Source organism: Erwinia sp. QL-Z3, from assembly GCF_004551645.1.
GTDB classification, from domain to species: Bacteria; Pseudomonadota; Gammaproteobacteria; order Enterobacterales; family Enterobacteriaceae; genus Erwinia; species Erwinia billingiae.
Map to the genome: position 1 here is coordinate 4,564,052 of NZ_CP037950.1, position 18,201 is coordinate 4,582,252.

Consider the following 18,201-nt stretch of genomic DNA (forward strand, 5'->3'; position numbering starts at 1 on the left):
AAGCGGAATCGGGCGAAAAAACACAGGTCAATCGCCCGAATACCGCTATCTTTTGAATTACCGCAAGCATTCATAAACGGTTATGTTAGCATCGCTGATGTAACGTAGATTGCGCCTTCGGTTGATCTAAACCTCCGGCGCCATGCTGGATTTTTGAATGACGACTGACACCCTTTTTTCTGTAAAGCGCATCACCCTTCGCTGGCCTCAGACCTTCATGCTGGGCGGCCTGAGTTTTGTGTTAACGCTGTTCTGCTTAGAGCTGATCAAAGTCAGTGGCCAGATTTCCCCGCTGTGGTTCTCCACGGCCCTGATGACAATGGTGATCTTTCGCCTTCCTATTGCCTCCTTGCCGCTGGCCTTACTGAGCTGTTTTATCGGCGTTGCCCTCGCCAACTCGCTGGTGATCGGTCCTGGGATCGCCAACGTCAAGTATCCGCTGATCAACCTGACCCAGGCGATAATTGGCGGATCGTTACTGCGGGTGATGCTCGATCGCCAGTCGCCGCTTGGCTCCCTGATGAGCTGGAGCAAAATGATGGTGACGGTGGGCATGTTTACCCCACTGGTGGGCGGCCTGTTGGCGGCCTGGGTGCTAAGCAGCTCAGGGCACAGCAGCTTCCGCTTCTTCTCCACCTGGGTGGTATCGGAAATGATTGGCATGCTGGCACTGGGCCCGGTTTGCCTGCTGTGGAATAACGATTATTTCCAACGCGCCCGTCATCAGAATGTGCTGTTTGAAACGCTGCTGACCCTGCTGGTCACGCTGGTGCTCTGTTACTGCTCGCTGCGCTATCTGCCGTGGCCGTTCACCTTTGTGATTGTGGTGCTGTTTTACAGCGCCGTGCGCCTGCCCCGCTTCGAGGCCTTTGTGGTGTTCCTGGCCACGCTGTCGATGATGACGGTCATGCTGGCGTTGGGGTTACTGGATATTCAGCTCAACAGCCGCTGGCCGCTGGCCAGTTCCGTCTGGCTGCCGTTCTTGATGGCGTTGATCCCAAGCCATATGATGGCGCTGGTGATGCACTCCTTCCGTGAAGAGAAAAAGCATATCTCGGAGAGTGAAACGCGTTTTCGCCATGCGATGGAGTTCTCTGCCATTGGTATGGCGCTGGTCTCGCCGGAAGGTAAATGGCTGAAGGTCAATAAATCCCTTTGCAAGCTGCTGGATTATCAGGAAAAAGAGCTGAAGAAGATGGATTTCCAGCAGATCACCCACCCGGAGGATCTTGACGCGGACCTGCTTCAGCTTAACGCGCTGCTGCTGGGCGACATTGAAACCTACAGTATGGAAAAGCGCTATCTGCGTAAGGATCAGCAGATTCTGTGGGCGCGGCTCACCGTGTCGCTGGTGCGGGACAGCGAGCAGCTGCCGCTCTATTTTATCTCGCAGATTGAAGACATCACCGACCTGAAAACCACCGAAGAGGTCAACCGCCGCCTGATGCAGCGCATTACGCTGGCGAATGAAGCGGGCGGCATTGGCGTGTGGGAATGGAGCCTGGTGACCGGCAAAATGAGCTGGGACAAACGTATGTTCCGCATTTATGACCTGCCGGAAAATGGCCAGGCAACCTATCTCACCTGGGCTAACAGCCTGCTGCCCGCCGATCGGCAGCCGGCGATTGATGCCTTCGATACGGCGGTAAAAACCTCCTCACCGATTGATATTGAATTCCGTATTGAAACCGATAACGGCCTTCGTTACATCCGCAGTCAGGCCAATATGGTGCTGGATGAGAAAGGCGATGTGGAACGTATGCTGGGAATTAACCAGGATATCACCGCTATCCGCCAGCTGACCGATGCGCTCTACCAGGAAAAAGAGCGCATGCACATTACGCTGGATGCGATCGGTGAAGGGGTGATCAGTACCGATGAAGAGATGCGGGTCATCTTTATGAACCCGGTCGCTGAAAGCATGACCGGCTGGGCGCAGGAACATGCCGTCGGCAAGCCGCTCAACGATATTCTGCGCATCACCCAGGGCCACAAAGGCCCACAGCTGGAAAGTCTGCTGCTGTGTGAACTGCCGCAAACCAAATCTACGCCGGATTTAGATCAGGAACTGGTGCTGCATAACAGCGCGGGCCGTCAGTACGATATCCACTACAGCATCATGCCGTTGAAAACGCTGGAAGGTGACAACATCGGCAGCGTGATGGTGATACGCGATGTCAGCACCTCGCGCGAAATGATGCGTCGTCTGACCTACAGCGCTTCCCACGATGTGCTGACCAGCCTGCCCAACCGCGTCAGCTTTGAGCAGAGGCTCGACAGCCTGTTGCTCTCACCAAGCCTGTTGCAAAAAGATCATGCGCTGGTGTTTGTCGACCTGGACCGCTTCAAAGCGGTCAATGATACCTCCGGTCATGCCGCCGGCGATGCCTTGCTGCGTGAAATTTCTGGCGTGATGCAGCGCCATCTGCGCAGCAATGATTTCCTCGCCCGCCTGGGCGGTGATGAGTTTGGCATTCTGTTGCTGGATTGCCCGCAGGATAAGGCGCAGGAAGTGATTGCCCGCATCGTCAACGCGGTGAACGACTATCACTTCTTGTGGGAAGGCCGTCTGCACCGCGTCGGTGCCAGCGCCGGGATCACCTTACTCAATAAGGAAAACCATACGGTCAGCGACGTATTGGCTCAGGCAGATCTGGCCTGCTACAGCGCCAAGCACAACGGGCGTGGCCAGTTGGCGGTGTACGATCCGGAACGCCTGCGCACCCTCAATCCCTGGCAGCTCAATCACCACGAAGATCAGGCCTAGTGCCGCCACTTTGCGATAAATTGCGCATGGGTTCTTGCTCTCCATGCGGGCCTGGGCTAAAGTCGCCCCCTTTTTTCCAGCTGAGGGGGATAAATGTTTATTGGCTTTGATTACGGGACAGCAAATTGCTCGGTCGCCATTATGAAAGACGGCTTGCCTGCACTGCTGCCGCTGGAGCAAGGTTCTACCTTATTGCCCTCCATGCTTTGTGCTCCGACCCGCGATGCGGTCAGTGAGTGGTTATTCCGCCATCATCAGGTGCCTACGCCTGAAGCCGATAACCAGGCCATTTTACGCCGTGCGCTGGCGTTTAACCGCGAAGAAGATATTGAGGTCACCCCCAACAGCGTCCAGTTTGGACTGGCGTCGCTGGCGCAATATATGGCCGATCCGGAAGATGTCTGGTTCGTTAAGTCGCCGAAATCCTTCCTCGGTGCCAACGGGCTAAAGCCGCAGCAGGTGGCATTCTTCGAGGATCTGGTGTGCGCCATGATGCTGCACATCCGTCAGAAGGCGGAACAGAATCTGAATCAGAGCATCACCCAGGCGGTGATTGGTCGTCCGATCAACTTCCAGGGCCTGGGCGGGGATGAAGCCAACCGTCAGGCGCAGGGTATTCTGGCGCGTGCCGCCAGCCGTGCCGGTTTTAAAGACGTGGAATTCCAGTTTGAGCCAGTTGCCGCAGGCCTGGAGTTTGAAGCGACGCTGAAACAAGAGACGCGCGTGCTGGTTGTCGATATCGGCGGCGGTACCACTGACTGCTCAATGCTGCTGATGGGCCCGGAATGGCATGACAAATCCGATCGCAGTGCCAGCCTGTTAGGCCACAGCGGTTGCCGCGTTGGCGGGAACGATCTGGATATCATGCTGGCCTTTAAGGAGCTGATGCCCCTGCTGGGATTAGGCGGCGCGACGGAAAAAGGCACTGCCCTTCCTGCTCTGCCGTGGTGGAACGCCGTGGCGATCAATGATGTTCCTGCCCAAAGCGATTTTTACGCCACCGCCAGCAAAAAGCTGCTGCTGGATTTGATCCGCGATGCGCGTGAGCCAGAGAAAGTGAAGCGTCTGCTGAAAGTCTGGCAGCAACGTCTGGGCTATCGCCTGGTGCGTGCGGCTGAGGAGAGCAAAATTGCGCTGTCTGAGCACGCTGAGGTCAGCACGCAACTGGCCTTTATTGAGCAGTCGCTGGAGACGGCGATAAGTGTTCAGGGGCTGGAAGCGGCGATTGCGCAGCCGCTGGAGCGGATTCAGGAACAGGTGAAAATGGCGCTGGATGCCAGCGGCACCCGTCCTGATGTGATCTATCTGACCGGCGGTAGCGCCCGTTCACCGGTGCTGCGTCAGGCACTGCAACAGCAGCTGCCGGACATTCCGCTGGCGAGCGGCGATGACTTTGGTTCCGTCACCGCCGGTCTGGCCCGTTGGGCGCAGGTGATGTTCCGCTAAGCTCAGTAGCTGCTGGCTTCTGACAGTTCACGGATGTCGTCGTCGCTCAGTTTGAGGGCGGCGGCTTTCGTTAACTCATCAAGCTGAGTCAGCGAAGTGACGCTGACGATTGGGGCGGTGATACTTGGGCGGGCAATCTGCCAGGCAAGAGCCACCTGCGTCGGAGTTGAACCGGTTGATTCCGCCACCTGATCCAGCGCCTTAATAATGCGTAAGCCGCGCTCGTTCAGATATTTCTCGACCACACCTGCCCCACGCTGACTTTTACTGGCATCTTCCGGCTTACGGTATTTCCCGCTGAGGAAACCACTGGCCAGCGAATAATAGTTGATCACCGCCAGGCCATTATCTTTGGCAACCTGCTCAAGACCACTTTCATAGCCTTCACGGTCATAAAGATTGTATTCAGGCTGCAAGGTTTCATAACGCGCGAAGCCATTATCCTCACTGACCTTCAGCGCTTCGCTCAGGCGTTCTGCCGAATAGTTGGAGGCACCAATCGCCCGCACTTTGCCTTCTTTAATTAAGGCATCAAAGGTCGCCAGCGTTTCCTGCAGCGGCGTATCGCTGTCGTCGCGGTGTGCCTGATACAGGTCGATGCTGTCGGTTTGCAAGCGACGCAACGAGTCTTCAATCGCCTGGCGAATGTATTTCGGTGACAGCCCGGTTTTCCCCGGTCCCATCTCAATCCCAACTTTGGTCGCCAGCACAATTTTGTCGCGTTTGCCGCTCTGCTTCAGCCAGTTACCAATAATGGTTTCAGATTCGCCGCCTTCATTACCCGGCGCCCAACGGGAATACACATCAGCGGTATCAATGAAATACAGCCCTTTTTCGACCAGCGCATCCAGCAGGGAGAAAGACGTTTTTTGATCGACAGTCCAGCCAAATACGTTGCCACCAAAGGTCAAGGTAGGAACCTGAATGCCGGTGCGGCCCAGTGAACGGTGCTCTGATTGACTCATCATTACTCTCCTGAATATGAATTGTTTCTCACGTGACTTAGAGCGTAGCAAACATCCCCGGCGTCGCTTCGACGATTTGTGGCAAAAGATGTGCGCGACAGGAATACTTACACCAGCTGAACGGTTATCCTTAATTCCTTCACTTTTGCGGTTGATAAACCCGCTAAAATAGAAAAATTCTGGGCCCCGTTTTTGGCCCTCGTGGACACACTTTTTGCACCGGAGAGCTGACACCAAGATGACTGCACAACGCCGTTCCCTCAAAATCTTGCCGATCCTGATTATCGCAGCGGTTGCCGCTGGCGGTTGGTACTGGTGGCACAGCAGCCACAGCAGCGCTGCCCCGGAAAAAACCGCTGACGCACAGCAGCATAAGGGCGGTGAAGGTAAAGGCGGGGGCCGTCATGGTGGCACTGCCGCATTATCCCCGGTGCAGGCAGCCGAAGCGGTGCGCCAGAGCGTGCCGCAGTATCTTTCCGGACTGGGCACCGTCACCGCCGCCAACACCGTCACGCTGCGGAGCCGGGTCGATGGCGACCTGATGGCGCTGCATTTTACCGAAGGTCAGGAAGTTAAAGCCGGTCAGCTGATTGCCGAAATCGATCCCCGTCCTTATCAGGTCGCCCTTACTCAGGCACAGGGACAGCTGGCAAAAGACCAGGCTACGCTGGCAAATGCCCGCCGCGATCTGGCCCGCTACGAGAAGCTGGCAAAAACCAATCTGGTCTCGCAGCAGGAAATGGATACCCAGCGCTCGCTGGTCAGCGAAACCCTCGGCACCATTAAAGCCGATGAAGGCAGCGTCGCCAGCGCCCAGTTAAATCTGACTTACAGCCGCGTCACCTCACCTATCTCTGGCCGCGTCGGACTCAAGCAGGTCGACGTCGGCAACTACATCACCAGCGGCGATACCACCGGCATCGTGGTCATTACCCAAACGCATCCGATCGATCTGGTGTTCAGCCTGCCGGAAAATGACATCAGCACCATCCTGATGGCGCAAAAAGGCGGCCAGCCAATTCCGGTAGAAGCCTGGGACCGCAGCAATAAAAAACTGCTGACCAGCGGCACGTTACTCAGCATGGATAACCAGATTGATGCCACCACCGGCACGGTTAAGCTGAAGGCGCGCTTCGGTAACAACGACGATATGTTGTTCCCTAATCAGTTCGTGAACGCCCGCCTGAAGGTCAACACCCTGCAGGATGCGATTGTGATCCCGGCTGCGGCACTGCAAATGGGCAATGAAGGAAACTTTGTCTGGGTGGTTAACGCAGAGGATAAAGTCAGTAAAAAACTGATCACTACCGGCTTACAGGATAGCCAGAAAGTGGTGGTCACCGCCGGACTGGATGCGGGCGAGCGTGTCGTCACCGACGGCATTGACCGCCTGACCGAAGGCACCAAAGTGGAAGTGGTGGCACCGCAGGCCACGCCGCTGACCTCAGGAAAAAGCGCTCTGCCGTCTAAAGGAGCCAGTTCCTGATGCAGGTTATGCCACCGAGCTCTACCGGCGGCCCGTCCCGCCAGTTTATTCTCCGCCCGGTTGCCACCACGCTATTGATGGTGGCGATCCTGCTGGCCGGTATTTTGGGCTACCGTGCCCTGCCCGTTTCAGCCCTGCCGGAAGTCGACTATCCCACCATTCAGGTCGTGACGCTGTATCCGGGTGCCAGCCCGGATGTGGTCACCTCGTCGATTACCGCCCCGCTTGAACGCCAGTTCGGCCAGATGTCCGGGCTGAAGCAGATGTCTTCGCAGAGTTCCGGCGGCGCATCGGTGGTCACTTTGCAGTTCCAGCTGACGCTGCCGCTGGATGTGGCCGAGCAGGAAGTGCAGGCCGCCATTAACGCCGCCACCAATTTGCTGCCGTCCGATCTGCCCAATCCGCCGGTTTACAGCAAGGTTAACCCGGCCGATCCGCCGATCATGACCCTTGCCGTTACCACTACCAGCATGCCGATGACCCAGGTTGAGGATATGGTGGAAACGCGGGTCGCGCAGAAAATCTCTCAGGTCTCGGGTGTCGGTCTGGTGACGCTGGCCGGCGGTCAACGCCCTGCGGTGCGGGTCAAGCTCAACGCGCAGGCGCTGGCAGCCCTGAATCTGGACAGTGAAACGGTGCGCACGGCGATCGCGAATGCCAACGTTAACTCCGCCAAAGGTAGCCTTGACGGCCCCGAGCGTTCAATCACGCTGTCGGCCAACGATCAGATGAAATCCGCTGAGGATTACCGTCAGCTGATCGTCGCCTATCAGAACGGCTCAGCCGTGCGGCTGCGCGATGTGGCGACTGTTGAGCAGGGTGCGGAGAACAGCTGGCTCGGCGCATGGGCCAATCGTCAGCCGGCCATTGTACTGAATATTCAGCGTCAGCCTGGCGCCAACATCATTACCACCGCCGACAGTATTCGCCAGATGCTGCCGTCGCTGACCGCCTCACTGCCAAAATCGGTTGAGGTCAAAGTCCTGACCGATCGCACCACCAATATCCGCGCTTCCGTGCATGACGTGCAGTTTGAGCTGATGCTGGCGATTGCGCTGGTGGTGATGATCATCTATCTGTTCCTGCGTAACGTGCCGGCGACCATCATTCCGGCCGTTGCCGTTCCGCTGTCGCTGGTCGGCACCTTCGCAGTGATCTATTTCCTTGGTTTCTCGATCAACAACCTGACGCTGATGGCGCTGACCATCGCCACCGGCTTTGTGGTGGACGATGCGATCGTGGTGATCGAGAACATCTCCCGCTATATCGAGAAAGGCGAAAAGCCGATGGCCGCGGCGCTAAAAGGCGCGGGCGAAATTGGCTTTACCATCATTTCCCTGACCTTCTCGCTGATTGCGGTGTTAATCCCGCTGCTGTTTATGGGCGATATCGTCGGTCGGCTGTTCCGTGAATTTGCCGTGACGCTGGCGATCTCCATTCTGATTTCCGCCGTAGTGTCGCTGACCCTGACCCCAATGATGTGCGCGCGCATGCTGAGCGTGGAGTCGTTACGCAAACAGAACCGCTTCTCGCGCGCCAGTGAAGCGATGTTTGACCGCATTATTGCCGGTTATGGGCATTTTCTGCGCCGGGTGCTGAATCATCCTTGGATAACGCTAGGCGTGGCGCTGGGCACGCTGGCGATCACCGTGCTGCTGTGGATCACCATTCCTAAAGGCTTCTTCCCCGTGCAGGATAACGGCATCATCCAGGGCACGCTGCAGGCTCCACAGTCGGTTTCCTATGCCAATATGGCGCAGCGCCAGCAGCAGGTTGCCTCAATCATCATGAAGGATCCGGCGGTGCAAAGCCTGACCTCTTTCGTTGGCGTCGACGGCACCAACCCGGCGCTGAACAGCGGGCGACTGCAAATCAACCTGAAACCGCTGGATCAGCGTGATGACCGCATTCCGGTGGTGATCGACCGACTTCAGACGGAAATAGCCAAACTGCCCGGCGTGAATCTCTACCTGCAGCCGGTGCAGGATCTCACCATTGATACCACGGTCAGCCGCACGCAATATCAGTTTACCTTGCAGGCCGGTTCGCTCGAATCCCTCAGCCTGTGGGTGCCGAAACTGATTACGGCGCTGTCGACCTTGCCGGAGCTGAAAGATGTCAGCAGCGACTGGCAGGATCAGGGGCTGGAAGCCTATATCAAAGTGGATCGCGATAACGCCAGCCGTCTGGGTATCACCATGGCCGACGGGGATAACGCGCTGTATAACGCCTTTGGCCAGCGCCTGATCTCCACCATTTACACTCAGGCTAATCAGTATCGCGTGGTGCTGGAGCATGACACCTCAGCCACGCCAGGCCTTGCCGCGCTGGATGGCATTCGCCTGAACAGCACCTCGGGCGGCATGGTGCCGTTAAGCGCTATCGCCACCGTTGAGCAGCGTCATGGGGCGTTGAGCATTAACCATCTCGATCAGTTCCCTTCCACCACCTTCTCGTTCAACGTGCGCGACGGTTACTCGCTGGAACAGGCGGTCAATGCCATCAGCAAAACCGAGCAGGATCTGGCAATGCCGTCGGAGATCATGACCGAGTTCCAGGGCAGCACGCTGGCTTTCCAGGCGGCGCTGTCCAGCACCATCTGGCTGATAGTGGCGGCAATCGTGGCGATGTATATCGTCCTTGGCGTGCTGTATGAAAGCTTTATCCACCCGATTACCATTCTGTCTACGCTGCCAACCGCGGGCGTGGGCGCGCTGCTGGCACTGATGCTGAGCGGTCACGAGCTGGATGTGATCGCCATTATCGGCATCATTCTGCTGATAGGTATCGTGAAGAAAAACGCCATCATGATGATCGACTTTGCGCTGGCCGCCGAGCGGGAACAGGGTATGGCGCCGTATGACGCGATTTATCAGGCCTGCCTGCTGCGTTTCCGCCCGATCCTGATGACCACGCTGGCGGCATTGCTGGGTGCCTTGCCGCTGATGCTGAGCACCGGCGTCGGTGCAGAGCTGCGCCGTCCGCTGGGCGTGGCGATGGTCGGCGGTCTGGTGGTCAGCCAGGTACTGACGCTGTTTACCACGCCGGTGATTTATCTGCTGTTTGACCGACTTGCTCACGCTACCCGTCGTCGCTTCAGGCAGGAGGAAGCGCAGTGAGGTTTTTCGCGCTGTTTATCCATCGCCCGGTGGCGACGATTCTACTGACCATCGCCATCCTGCTGGCCGGCGTATTGGGGTTCAGACTGCTGCCTGTCGCCCCGCTGCCGCAGGTGGATTTCCCGGTGATCGTCATCAGTGCGTCGCTGCCCGGCGCCTCACCGGAAACCATGGCGTCGTCAGTGGCCACCCCGCTGGAACGCTCGCTGGGACGTATCGCGGGCGTCAGTGAAATGACCTCCACCAGCTCTTTGGGCAGCACCCGCATCATCCTGGTGTTCGATTACGATCGCGATATCAACGGTGCCGCACGGGATGTTCAGGGCGCGATCAACGGCGCGCAAAGCCTGTTGCCTACCGGGATGCCCAGCCGCCCTACCTACCGCAAGGCCAACCCTTCCGACGCCCCGATTATGATTATGGCGCTGACCTCGGATACCTATTCCCAGGGTCAGCTGTATGACTATGCCTCTACGCAGCTGGCGCAAAAGCTGTCGCAAATCGACGGTGTGGGTGATGTGACCGTGGGCGGCAGTTCGCTGCCTGCGGTGCGTGTCGACCTCAATCCGCAGGCGCTGTTTAATCAGGGCGTCTCGCTGGATGCGATTCGCGAAACCATCGCCAATGCCAACCAGCGAAGACCGCAGGGCGCGATTGAAGATCATCAGCAGCGCTGGCAACTGAAAACCAACGACGAGCTGCAAAAGGCGGCGGATTATCAGCCGCTGGTGGTGCATTACAATGCCGGCGCGGCAGTGCGTTTGCAGGATGTGGCTAACGTCACCGACTCGGTTCAGGACGTCCGCAACGCCGGGATGTCGAACGCCAAACCGGCAATCCTGTTGCTGATCCGCAAGTTGCCCGAAGCCAATATCATCGATACGGTTGACCGTATCCGCGCCGAAGTGCCTGAACTCAGCAATATCATTCCGGCCTCAATCCATCTGGAAATCGCCCAGGATCGCTCGCCGACGATCCGCGCCTCGCTGGCAGAAGTGGAACAGTCGCTGGCAATCTCGGTCGGGCTGGTGATCCTGGTGGTGTTTGCCTTTTTACGCTCGGGTCGCGCCACGCTTATCCCGGCGGTGGCCGTGCCGGTGTCGCTGATTGGCACCTTTGCCGCCATGTATCTGTGCGGCTTCAGCCTGAATAACCTGTCGTTGATGGCATTGACCGTCGCCACCGGGTTTGTGGTGGATGATGCCATCGTGGTGCTGGAGAACATTTCCCGCCATGTGGAAGCGGGTATGAAGCCGCTGCAGGCCTCGTTACAGGGCGTGCGGGAAGTGGGTTTTACCGTGCTGTCGATGAGCCTGTCGCTGATTGCCGTTTTCCTGCCGTTACTGATGCTTGGCGGTCTGATTGGCCGCTTCTTTAAGGAATTTGCCGTCACGCTGTCGGTATCAATAGCGATATCGCTGGTGATTTCCCTTACCCTGACGCCGATGATGTGCGCCAGGCTGCTGCGCGCGCATCCGCAACGCGAGCAAGGCCGGGTGCGCGGCTTTGGCCGCGTGCTCAACGCCATTCAGCAAGGCTACGGCCGCTCGCTGAACTGGGTGCTCAATCACTCCCGCTGGACGCTGCTGGTGTTTCTCGCCACCATCGGCCTGACGGTTTATCTGTATATCTCCATCCCGAAAACCTTTATGCCCGAGCAGGATACCGGCCGGGTGATGGGCTTTATTCAGGCCGATCAGAGCATTTCGTTCCAGGCGATGCGCGGTAAGCTGGAAGGCTTTATGAAGATTGTCCGCGACGATCCGGCAGTGGAAAGCGTGGTTGGCTTTACCGGCGGCTCGCGCACCAACAGCGGATCGATGTTTATCTCCCTTAAGCCGTTAAGCGAGCGCAGTGAAAATGCGCAGGAAGTGATTGCCCGGCTGCGCATCAAGCTGGCCAAAGAACCCGGCGCGAGTCTGTATCTGATGGCGGTGCAGGATCTGCGGGTAGGCGGACGGGAATCGAACGCTGGTTATCAGTACACGCTGCTGTCAGACAATCTCGACGACCTGCGGATCTGGGAGCCAAAAATTCGCGAGGCTTTTGCCGCGCTGCCGGAGCTGGCGGATGTGAACTCCGATCAGCAGGATAAAGGCTCGGAAATGGCGTTGACCTACGATCGTGAAACCATGACCCGACTGGGCATTGACGTGACGGATGCCAATAACCTGCTGAACAATGCCTTCGGCCAGCGGCAGATATCCACCATTTATCAGCCGCTCAATCAGTACAAAGTGGTGATGGAAGTGGATCCGCGCTACACCCAGGACATCAGCTCGCTGGATTTGATGTACCTGATTAACAACGATGGCAAAGCCATTCCGCTCTCTTACTTTGCCAAATGGCTCCCGGCCAACGCGCCGTTGTCGGTAAACCATCAGGGACTGTCGGCTGCCTCGACCATCTCCTTTAACCTGCCAGAAGGAGTGTCGCTTTCTCAGGCGTCCGATGCCATTGACCGCAGCATGACCACGTTGGGCGTGCCGACTTCGGTGCGGGGCAGCTTTGCCGGTACTGCGCAAGCCTTCGAGCAAAGCCAGAACAGCCAGGTGTGGCTGATTATCGCCGCCATCGCCACGGTCTATATTGTGTTAGGCATCCTGTATGAGAGCTACGTGCATCCACTGACCATCCTCTCCACGCTGCCCTCCGCAGGTGTGGGCGCGCTGCTGGCGCTGGAACTGTTTAGCGCGCCGTTCAGTCTGATTGCACTGATCGGCATTCTGCTGCTGATCGGTATCGTCAAAAAGAACGCCATCATGATGGTCGATTTTGCGCTGGAGGCGCAGCGTAACGGCAACCTGACCGCCCGCGAGGCGATTTTCCAGGCGAGCCTGCTGCGCTTCAGGCCAATCATGATGACCACGCTGGCGGCGCTGTTAGGTGCCTTGCCGCTGGTCCTGACGTCCGGTGATGGGGCAGAACTGCGCCAGCCGCTGGGGATTACCATTGTCGGCGGGCTGGTGATGAGCCAGCTGTTAACGCTATACACCACGCCGGTGGTTTATCTGTATATGGATAAACTGCGTCGCCGGCCACGTCAGGAACTCGTCCAGTCATGAATACGCTTCCTTCCACCGTGCGCTGGCAACTGTGGATCGTTGCCTTCGGCTTCTTTATGCAGGCGCTGGATACCACCATCGTCAACACTGCCCTGCCCTCGATGGCGGTAAGCCTGAACGAGAACCCGCTGAATATGCATTCGGTGATCGTCTCCTATGTGCTGACGGTGGCGGTGATGCTGCCGGTCAGCGGCTGGCTGGCCGACCGGTTCGGGGTGAGGAACGTGTTCTTCAGCGCCATCATTCTGTTCAGCGTCGGCTCGCTGTTTTGCTCAATGGCCAGCTCGCTGGATCAACTGATTATGGCGCGTGTGGTACAGGGCATTGGCGGCGCGATGATGGTGCCGGTCGGCAGGTTAACGGTGATGAAGCTGGTCCCGCGCGAGCAATATATGGCGGCGATGACCTTTGTGACCTTGCCGGGCCAGGTCGGCCCGCTGCTCGGCCCGGCGTTGGGTGGCGTGCTGGTGCAGTACGCCAGCTGGCACTGGATTTTCCTGATCAATATTCCGGTGGGCATCATTGGCGCCATTGCGACCCTGATGCTGATGAAAAATATGAGCCTGCCGCCACGTAAATTCGACTTTCTCGGCTTTATTCTGCTGGCCGCAGGGATGGCAACCTTAACGCTGGCCCTCGACGGCCAACGGGGCTTAGGGGTTTCGCCGCTGTTGCTCTGTCTGTTTATCCTGATTGGCGTGTTCTCATTGCTGTTCTATCTGATGCACGCCCGAGGCAACGAGCGGGCGTTGTTCAGCCTGAAGCTGTTTGATAACCGCATCTATTCCATTGGGCTGTTAGGCAGTTTTACCGGTCGCATCGGTAGCGGCATGCTGCCGTTTATGACGCCAATCTTCCTGCAGGTGGGCATGGGATACACGCCGTTCCATGCCGGGCTGATGATGATCCCGATGGTCCTCGGCAATATGGGGATGAAGCGCATCGTGGTGCAGATCGTTAACCGCTTTGGCTACCGTAACGTGCTGGTAGGCGCCACCATTGGCCTGGCGCTGGTGGTGCTGTTATTCCCGGCGGTGGCATTGATGGGCTGGGATTACCTGCTGCCGGTCGTGCTGTTCCTGCAGGGCATGGTCAATGCCATTCGCTTCTCCTCGATGAATACCCTGACGCTGAAAGAGCTGCCGGACGATCTCGCCAGCAGCGGCAACAGTCTGCTGTCGATGATCATGCAGCTGTCGATGAGTATCGGCGTGACGGTGGCCGGGCTGATGTTGGGCACCTTTGGTCATCAGGCGGTGACTGACAGCGCGGCGGTGCATCAGGCCTTTATTTATACTTATCTGTGCATGGCGGTGGTGATCGTTCTGCCCGCGCTGGTGTTCTGGCGCGTGCCGCTGGATGTCAGTAAAAACGTGGTGTTGAGCCGCAAGAGGAAGTCTTAATGTTTGCAAAATTGCGTATCGGCATCACCGCCAAGCTGTTCGCGGCGATTTTTTCCACCTGCCTGCTGGTGCTGGTCACCATGCACTGGGGCGTGCGGCTGAGCTTTGAGCATGGCTTTATTGATTACATCAAGAAAGGCAACGAGCAGCGGCTGGTGATGCTGAGCGATGCGTTGTCCGATCAGTATGAGCAGCACGGCAACTGGGATTTCCTGCGTCACAATAACAAGCTGGTGTTTCAGATCCTGCATTCGCTGGAGCAAAATCCAGACTCCAACTCTCAGCTTCCGCCGCACGGCTGGCGGACACAGTTTTGGATTATCGATCAGCAATATCACGTGATGATTGGCCCGCGCGGCCCGGTGCCGCCCGAGGGGTCGCGCCGCAATATCACCACCAGCGACGGGCACATTGTCGGTTGGGTGATCGGTTCGCCGCCTGAGCGCCTGACCCGCAGCGCGGATATCAACTTCGATCAGCAGCAGAAGCGCACCAGCTGGATCATCTCGGGGCTGGCGATGCTGCTGGCCGCGCTGGTCACCTGGCTGATGTCGCGGGGCTTGCTTGCGCCGGTTAAGCGGCTGGTGGAAGGCACGCATCAGCTGGCCGCCGGCGACTTTACCAGCCGGGTGCAGGCCAACAGCCGCGATGAACTGGGCCGGCTGGGGCAGGACTTTAACCGGCTGGCCAGTACGCTGGAGAAAAACGAGAGTATGCGCCGCGCCTTTATGGCCGATATCTCTCATGAGCTGCGGACGCCGCTGGCGATCCTGCGCGGTGAACTTGAAGCGATTCAGGACGGCGTGCGCAAGCTGACGCCGGAGTCGATTGTTTCCTTACAGGGAGAAGTCAGTACGCTGACCAAGCTGGTGGACGATGTGCATCAGCTTTCCCTGTCTGATGAAGGTGCCCTCGCTTATCGCAAATGCAAAACGGACCTGGTGCCGCTGGTGGAACTGGTGGCGAGCAACTTCAACGGCCGCTATCAGAGCCGTAATCTTTCGCTCGATCTCCGTCTGCCGGAGCAGGCTCCGCTGTTTGGCGATCCCGATCGCCTGATGCAGTTATTTACCAATCTGATGGAAAACAGCCTGCGCTATACCGATGCCGGTGGCGGTCTGACCGTCACGCTGGTGTCACAAGCGGACCAGCAGATCCTGCATTTTGAGGATACCAGTCCGGGGATCACCGACGAGCAGCGGCAGCAAATTTTCGAGCGATTCTTCCGTGCGGAAAGTTCGCGAAATCGTGCCAGTGGCGGCTCCGGGCTTGGGTTGGCTATCTGTCAGAACATCGTTGAAGCTCACGACGGCAGCATTGTTGCGGACCACTCCGATGCCGGAGGACTGAAAATTACGGTACACTTACCCTGCAATACTAACTAAAGAGGTGTGTCACCTCTTGTTAAGCAGATGAGTGTTATGGAACAGGAAACGCTTGCCCCGCTGATTTTAGTGGTTGAAGACGAACCCAAACTTGGCCAGCTGATGGTGGATTATCTTCAGGCGGCCAATTATCGCACCCACCATCTTCTGCGTGGAGATGAGGTGCTGGACTGGGTAAAACAGACGCCGCCGGACATGATCCTGCTGGACCTGATGTTACCCGGCATGGATGGCCTGACGGTTTGCCGCGAAATTCGCCGTTTCTCCGATTTGCCGATCATGATGGTCACTGCCAAAACCGAAGAGATAGATCGTCTGCTTGGGCTGGAAATCGGTGCGGATGATTACATCTGCAAACCGTTCAGCCCGCGTGAAGTGGTGGCCAGGGTTAAAACCATTCTCAAACGCTGCAAGCGGACGCCGGAAGAAGCGCAGAAAGCCTCACTGCTGGTCATCGATGAAAATCGCTTCCAGGCCAGTTGGGACCAGGGCCCACTCGATTTGACGCCTGCTGAGTTTCGTCTGCTAAAGACGCTGGCTCAGGAGCCTGGCAAGGTGTTCTCCCGGGAAATGCTGCTTAACCATCTTTATGATGATTACCGCGTGGTCACCGACCGGACCATCGACAGCCATATAAAAAACCTGCGCCGTAAACTGGAGCTGCTGGATTCCGACCAGCCCTTTATCCGCGCGGTCTACGGTATGGGTTACCGCTGGGAAGCAGATGTCTGCCGTTTGATCTAGGTCAATTTACATTCCCCATCCCAACCTCTACAATTCCCGCAAATTTTGTAAGGCCGTCACTGACGGCCTTTATTGCTTTCAAACCTGATAACCATTGTTGAACGTTCTTTGCCCCTCCTGCACGCTCATCCCCATTTGGATTTCGGGTTGCAGCAAGGCGGCAAGCAGCTTCATCCCCAGGAGCTTACTGAAGTAAGTGACTGGGGTGGAGCTGAGCAGCCAACGCAGCTGCAGCCCGAAAGACATTGGGGATCCCTCAAGAGATACTCACGTTGAAACCGGAATTATTATCCCCCGCCGGCACCCTGAAAAACATGCGCTTCGCCTTCGCCTACGGCGCCGACGCCGTCTATGCCGGCCAGCCACGTTACAGCCTTCGGGTGCGTAATAACGAATTCAACCACGAGAACCTGGCGCTGGGCATTAACGAAGCGCATGCGCTGGGTAAGAAGTTTTATGTGGTGGTAAATATCGCGCCGCATAACGCCAAGCTGAAAACGTTTATTCGCGATCTGCGTCCGGTGATCGAGATGGGCCCGGACGCGCTGATCATGTCCGATCCAGGCCTGATTATGCTGGTGCGTGACGCCTTTCCGCAGATGGACGTGCATCTTTCGGTGCAGGCCAACGCGGTGAACTGGGCAACGGTAAAATTCTGGCAGCAGATGGGCCTGACGCGCGTGATCCTTTCGCGCGAACTGTCTCTGGAAGAAATCGCCGAGATCCGTGAGCAGGTGCCTGAAATGGAGCTGGAGATTTTCGTGCACGGCGCGCTGTGCATGGCCTATTCAGGCCGCTGTCTGCTTTCCGGCTACATTAACAAACGCGATCCCAATCAGGGAACCTGCACCAATGCCTGCCGCTGGGAGTACAAGGTGCAGGAAGGCAAGGTGGATGATGTTGGGCAAATCGTGCAGCAATACCAGCCGATCCCGGTAAAGACCGTTGAGCCCACGCTCGGCGCCGGTCAGCCGACCGACAAAGTCTATTTGATTGAAGAAGCGATGCGCCCTGGCGAACAGATGACCGCTTTCGAGGATGAGCACGGCACTTACATTATGAATTCGAAAGACCTGCGCGCCGTGGCGCATGTTGGTCGTCTGACGCAAATGGGCGTGCATTCGCTGAAGATCGAAGGCCGCACCAAGTCGCATTACTACTGCGCGCGCACCGCCCAGGTGTATCGCCGGGCAATTGATGATGCCGCGGCGGGCAAGCCGTTTGATGAGTCGCTGCTCGGCACGCTGGACGGTCTGGCGCATCGCGGCTACACCGAGGGTTTCCTGCGCCGTCACACCCACGACAGTTACCAGAATTATGACTATGGCCATTCTGCCTCTGACCGTCAGCAATTCGTTGGTGAATTTACCGGTGAGCGTCGCGGAGACAAAGTGCTGGTTGAGGTGAAGAATAAGTTCAGCGTCGGCGACAATCTTGAGCTGATGACTCCAGCAGGAAACGTTAATTTCGATCTGCCTGAGATGGTAAACACCAAGCTTCAGCCCACTCTCGTCGCGCCTGGCAACGGGCATTTTGTCTGGATCAGCGTGCCGGAAGATATCGATCTGACGTTCGCACTGTTAATGCGTAACTTCCCGGATGCATCGGCAGAACCGGCGATCGATGCAATTGGATCAACGGCTTACGCCGATCCGGCTGCCCGTTGATTGTTCCAGACTGGATGGAAGGTCGCACCGGCTAGCGCAATAAAGTTACTTCGGGTTACTTTTATTAGAATTTGATCACATAACCCCAGGCCTTTTCTGGCTAGAATGCGCCTTGTCAAAAACGAGAATTCGAAACGGCAGTCTTTATCAGGAA

At 57.3% G+C, this 18,201-nt stretch carries 11 protein-coding genes; 9 read left to right on the top strand and 2 right to left on the bottom strand.

Annotated features, from left to right (window positions below):
* Nucleotides 1–157 precede the first annotated feature (157 nt).
* Complete coding sequence (locus E2F51_RS21940; protein WP_134824571.1) at nucleotides 158–2,767, top strand: diguanylate cyclase; 2,610 nt, start codon at nucleotides 158–160, stop codon at nucleotides 2,765–2,767.
* A gap of 93 nt (nucleotides 2,768–2,860) precedes the next feature.
* Nucleotides 2,861–4,213 carry a molecular chaperone gene (gene yegD / locus E2F51_RS21945; RefSeq protein ID WP_134824572.1) on the top strand — a complete coding sequence of 451 codons (1,353 nt, stop codon included), beginning with the start codon at nucleotides 2,861–2,863 and terminating at the stop codon, nucleotides 4,211–4,213.
* A gap of 2 nt (nucleotides 4,214–4,215) precedes the next feature.
* Here the strand turns inward: yegD and E2F51_RS21950 are convergent, their stop codons facing one another.
* Nucleotides 4,216–5,178 carry an aldo/keto reductase gene (locus E2F51_RS21950; protein WP_134824947.1) on the bottom strand — a complete coding sequence of 321 codons (963 nt, stop codon included), beginning with the start codon at nucleotides 5,176–5,178 and terminating at the stop codon, nucleotides 4,216–4,218.
* 238 nt (nucleotides 5,179–5,416) lie between these two features.
* Between E2F51_RS21950 and E2F51_RS21955 the strand changes: the two genes are divergently transcribed.
* Genes E2F51_RS21955 through baeR form a run of 6 tightly spaced genes read left to right on the top strand, consistent with a single transcriptional unit; the run spans nucleotide 5,417 to nucleotide 16,380 of the window.
* Nucleotides 5,417–6,664 carry an MdtA/MuxA family multidrug efflux RND transporter periplasmic adaptor subunit gene (locus E2F51_RS21955; protein WP_053144141.1) on the top strand — a complete coding sequence of 416 codons (1,248 nt, stop codon included), beginning with the start codon at nucleotides 5,417–5,419 and terminating at the stop codon, nucleotides 6,662–6,664.
* Nucleotides 6,664–9,783 carry an MdtB/MuxB family multidrug efflux RND transporter permease subunit gene (locus E2F51_RS21960; RefSeq protein WP_134824573.1) on the top strand — a complete coding sequence of 1,040 codons (3,120 nt, stop codon included), beginning with the start codon at nucleotides 6,664–6,666 and terminating at the stop codon, nucleotides 9,781–9,783. The genes E2F51_RS21955 and E2F51_RS21960 overlap by 1 nt, the downstream gene beginning before the upstream one ends.
* Nucleotides 9,780–12,848, top strand: a complete 3,069-nt coding sequence (mdtC, locus tag E2F51_RS21965) for a multidrug efflux RND transporter permease subunit MdtC (RefSeq protein ID WP_013202971.1) — start codon at nucleotides 9,780–9,782, stop codon at nucleotides 12,846–12,848. Before E2F51_RS21960 ends, mdtC begins: the two co-directional genes overlap by 4 nt.
* A complete protein-coding gene (locus E2F51_RS21970; protein WP_013202972.1) occupies nucleotides 12,845–14,251 on the top strand; it encodes an MFS transporter in 1,407 nt (468 codons plus the stop codon). The genes mdtC and E2F51_RS21970 overlap by 4 nt, the downstream gene beginning before the upstream one ends.
* A complete protein-coding gene (gene baeS, locus E2F51_RS21975; protein WP_013202973.1) occupies nucleotides 14,251–15,636 on the top strand; it encodes a two-component system sensor histidine kinase BaeS in 1,386 nt (461 codons plus the stop codon). The genes E2F51_RS21970 and baeS overlap by 1 nt, the downstream gene beginning before the upstream one ends.
* Before the next feature lie 36 nt (nucleotides 15,637–15,672).
* Complete coding sequence (baeR, locus tag E2F51_RS21980; protein ID WP_013202974.1) at nucleotides 15,673–16,380, top strand: two-component system response regulator BaeR; 708 nt, start codon at nucleotides 15,673–15,675, stop codon at nucleotides 16,378–16,380.
* Nucleotides 16,381–16,458: 78 nt separating this feature from the next.
* Here baeR and E2F51_RS23910 read toward each other — a convergent pair whose 3' ends face one another.
* Complete coding sequence (locus E2F51_RS23910) at nucleotides 16,459–16,626, bottom strand: hypothetical protein (RefSeq protein ID WP_167738423.1); 168 nt, start codon at nucleotides 16,624–16,626, stop codon at nucleotides 16,459–16,461.
* A gap of 26 nt (nucleotides 16,627–16,652) precedes the next feature.
* On the opposite strand from E2F51_RS23910, the gene yegQ reads away from it, so the two are divergent.
* Nucleotides 16,653–18,047: a tRNA 5-hydroxyuridine modification protein YegQ gene (gene yegQ / locus E2F51_RS21985; protein WP_134824574.1), complete on the top strand. Its 1,395-nt coding sequence runs from the start codon at nucleotides 16,653–16,655 to the stop codon at nucleotides 18,045–18,047.
* Nucleotides 18,048–18,201 lie beyond the last annotated feature (154 nt).

What these genes read in the sequence shown, in the direction of transcription:
- E2F51_RS21940 (WP_134824571.1), top strand. Translation starts at nt 158, where the DNA reads ATGACGACTGACACCCTTTTTTCTGTAAAGCGCATCACCCTTCGCTGG.
- yegD (WP_134824572.1), top strand. Translation starts at nt 2,861, where the DNA reads ATGTTTATTGGCTTTGATTACGGGACAGCAAATTGCTCGGTCGCCATT.
- E2F51_RS21950 (WP_134824947.1), bottom strand. Translation starts at nt 5,178, where the DNA reads ATGAGTCAATCAGAGCACCGTTCACTGGGCCGCACCGGCATTCAGGTT.
- E2F51_RS21955 (WP_053144141.1), top strand. Translation starts at nt 5,417, where the DNA reads ATGACTGCACAACGCCGTTCCCTCAAAATCTTGCCGATCCTGATTATC.
- E2F51_RS21960 (WP_134824573.1), top strand. Translation starts at nt 6,664, where the DNA reads ATGCAGGTTATGCCACCGAGCTCTACCGGCGGCCCGTCCCGCCAGTTT.
- E2F51_RS21970 (WP_013202972.1), top strand. Translation starts at nt 12,845, where the DNA reads ATGAATACGCTTCCTTCCACCGTGCGCTGGCAACTGTGGATCGTTGCC.
- baeS (WP_013202973.1), top strand. Translation starts at nt 14,251, where the DNA reads ATGTTTGCAAAATTGCGTATCGGCATCACCGCCAAGCTGTTCGCGGCG.
- baeR (WP_013202974.1), top strand. Translation starts at nt 15,673, where the DNA reads ATGGAACAGGAAACGCTTGCCCCGCTGATTTTAGTGGTTGAAGACGAA.
- E2F51_RS23910 (WP_167738423.1), bottom strand. Translation starts at nt 16,626, where the DNA reads ATGTCTTTCGGGCTGCAGCTGCGTTGGCTGCTCAGCTCCACCCCAGTC.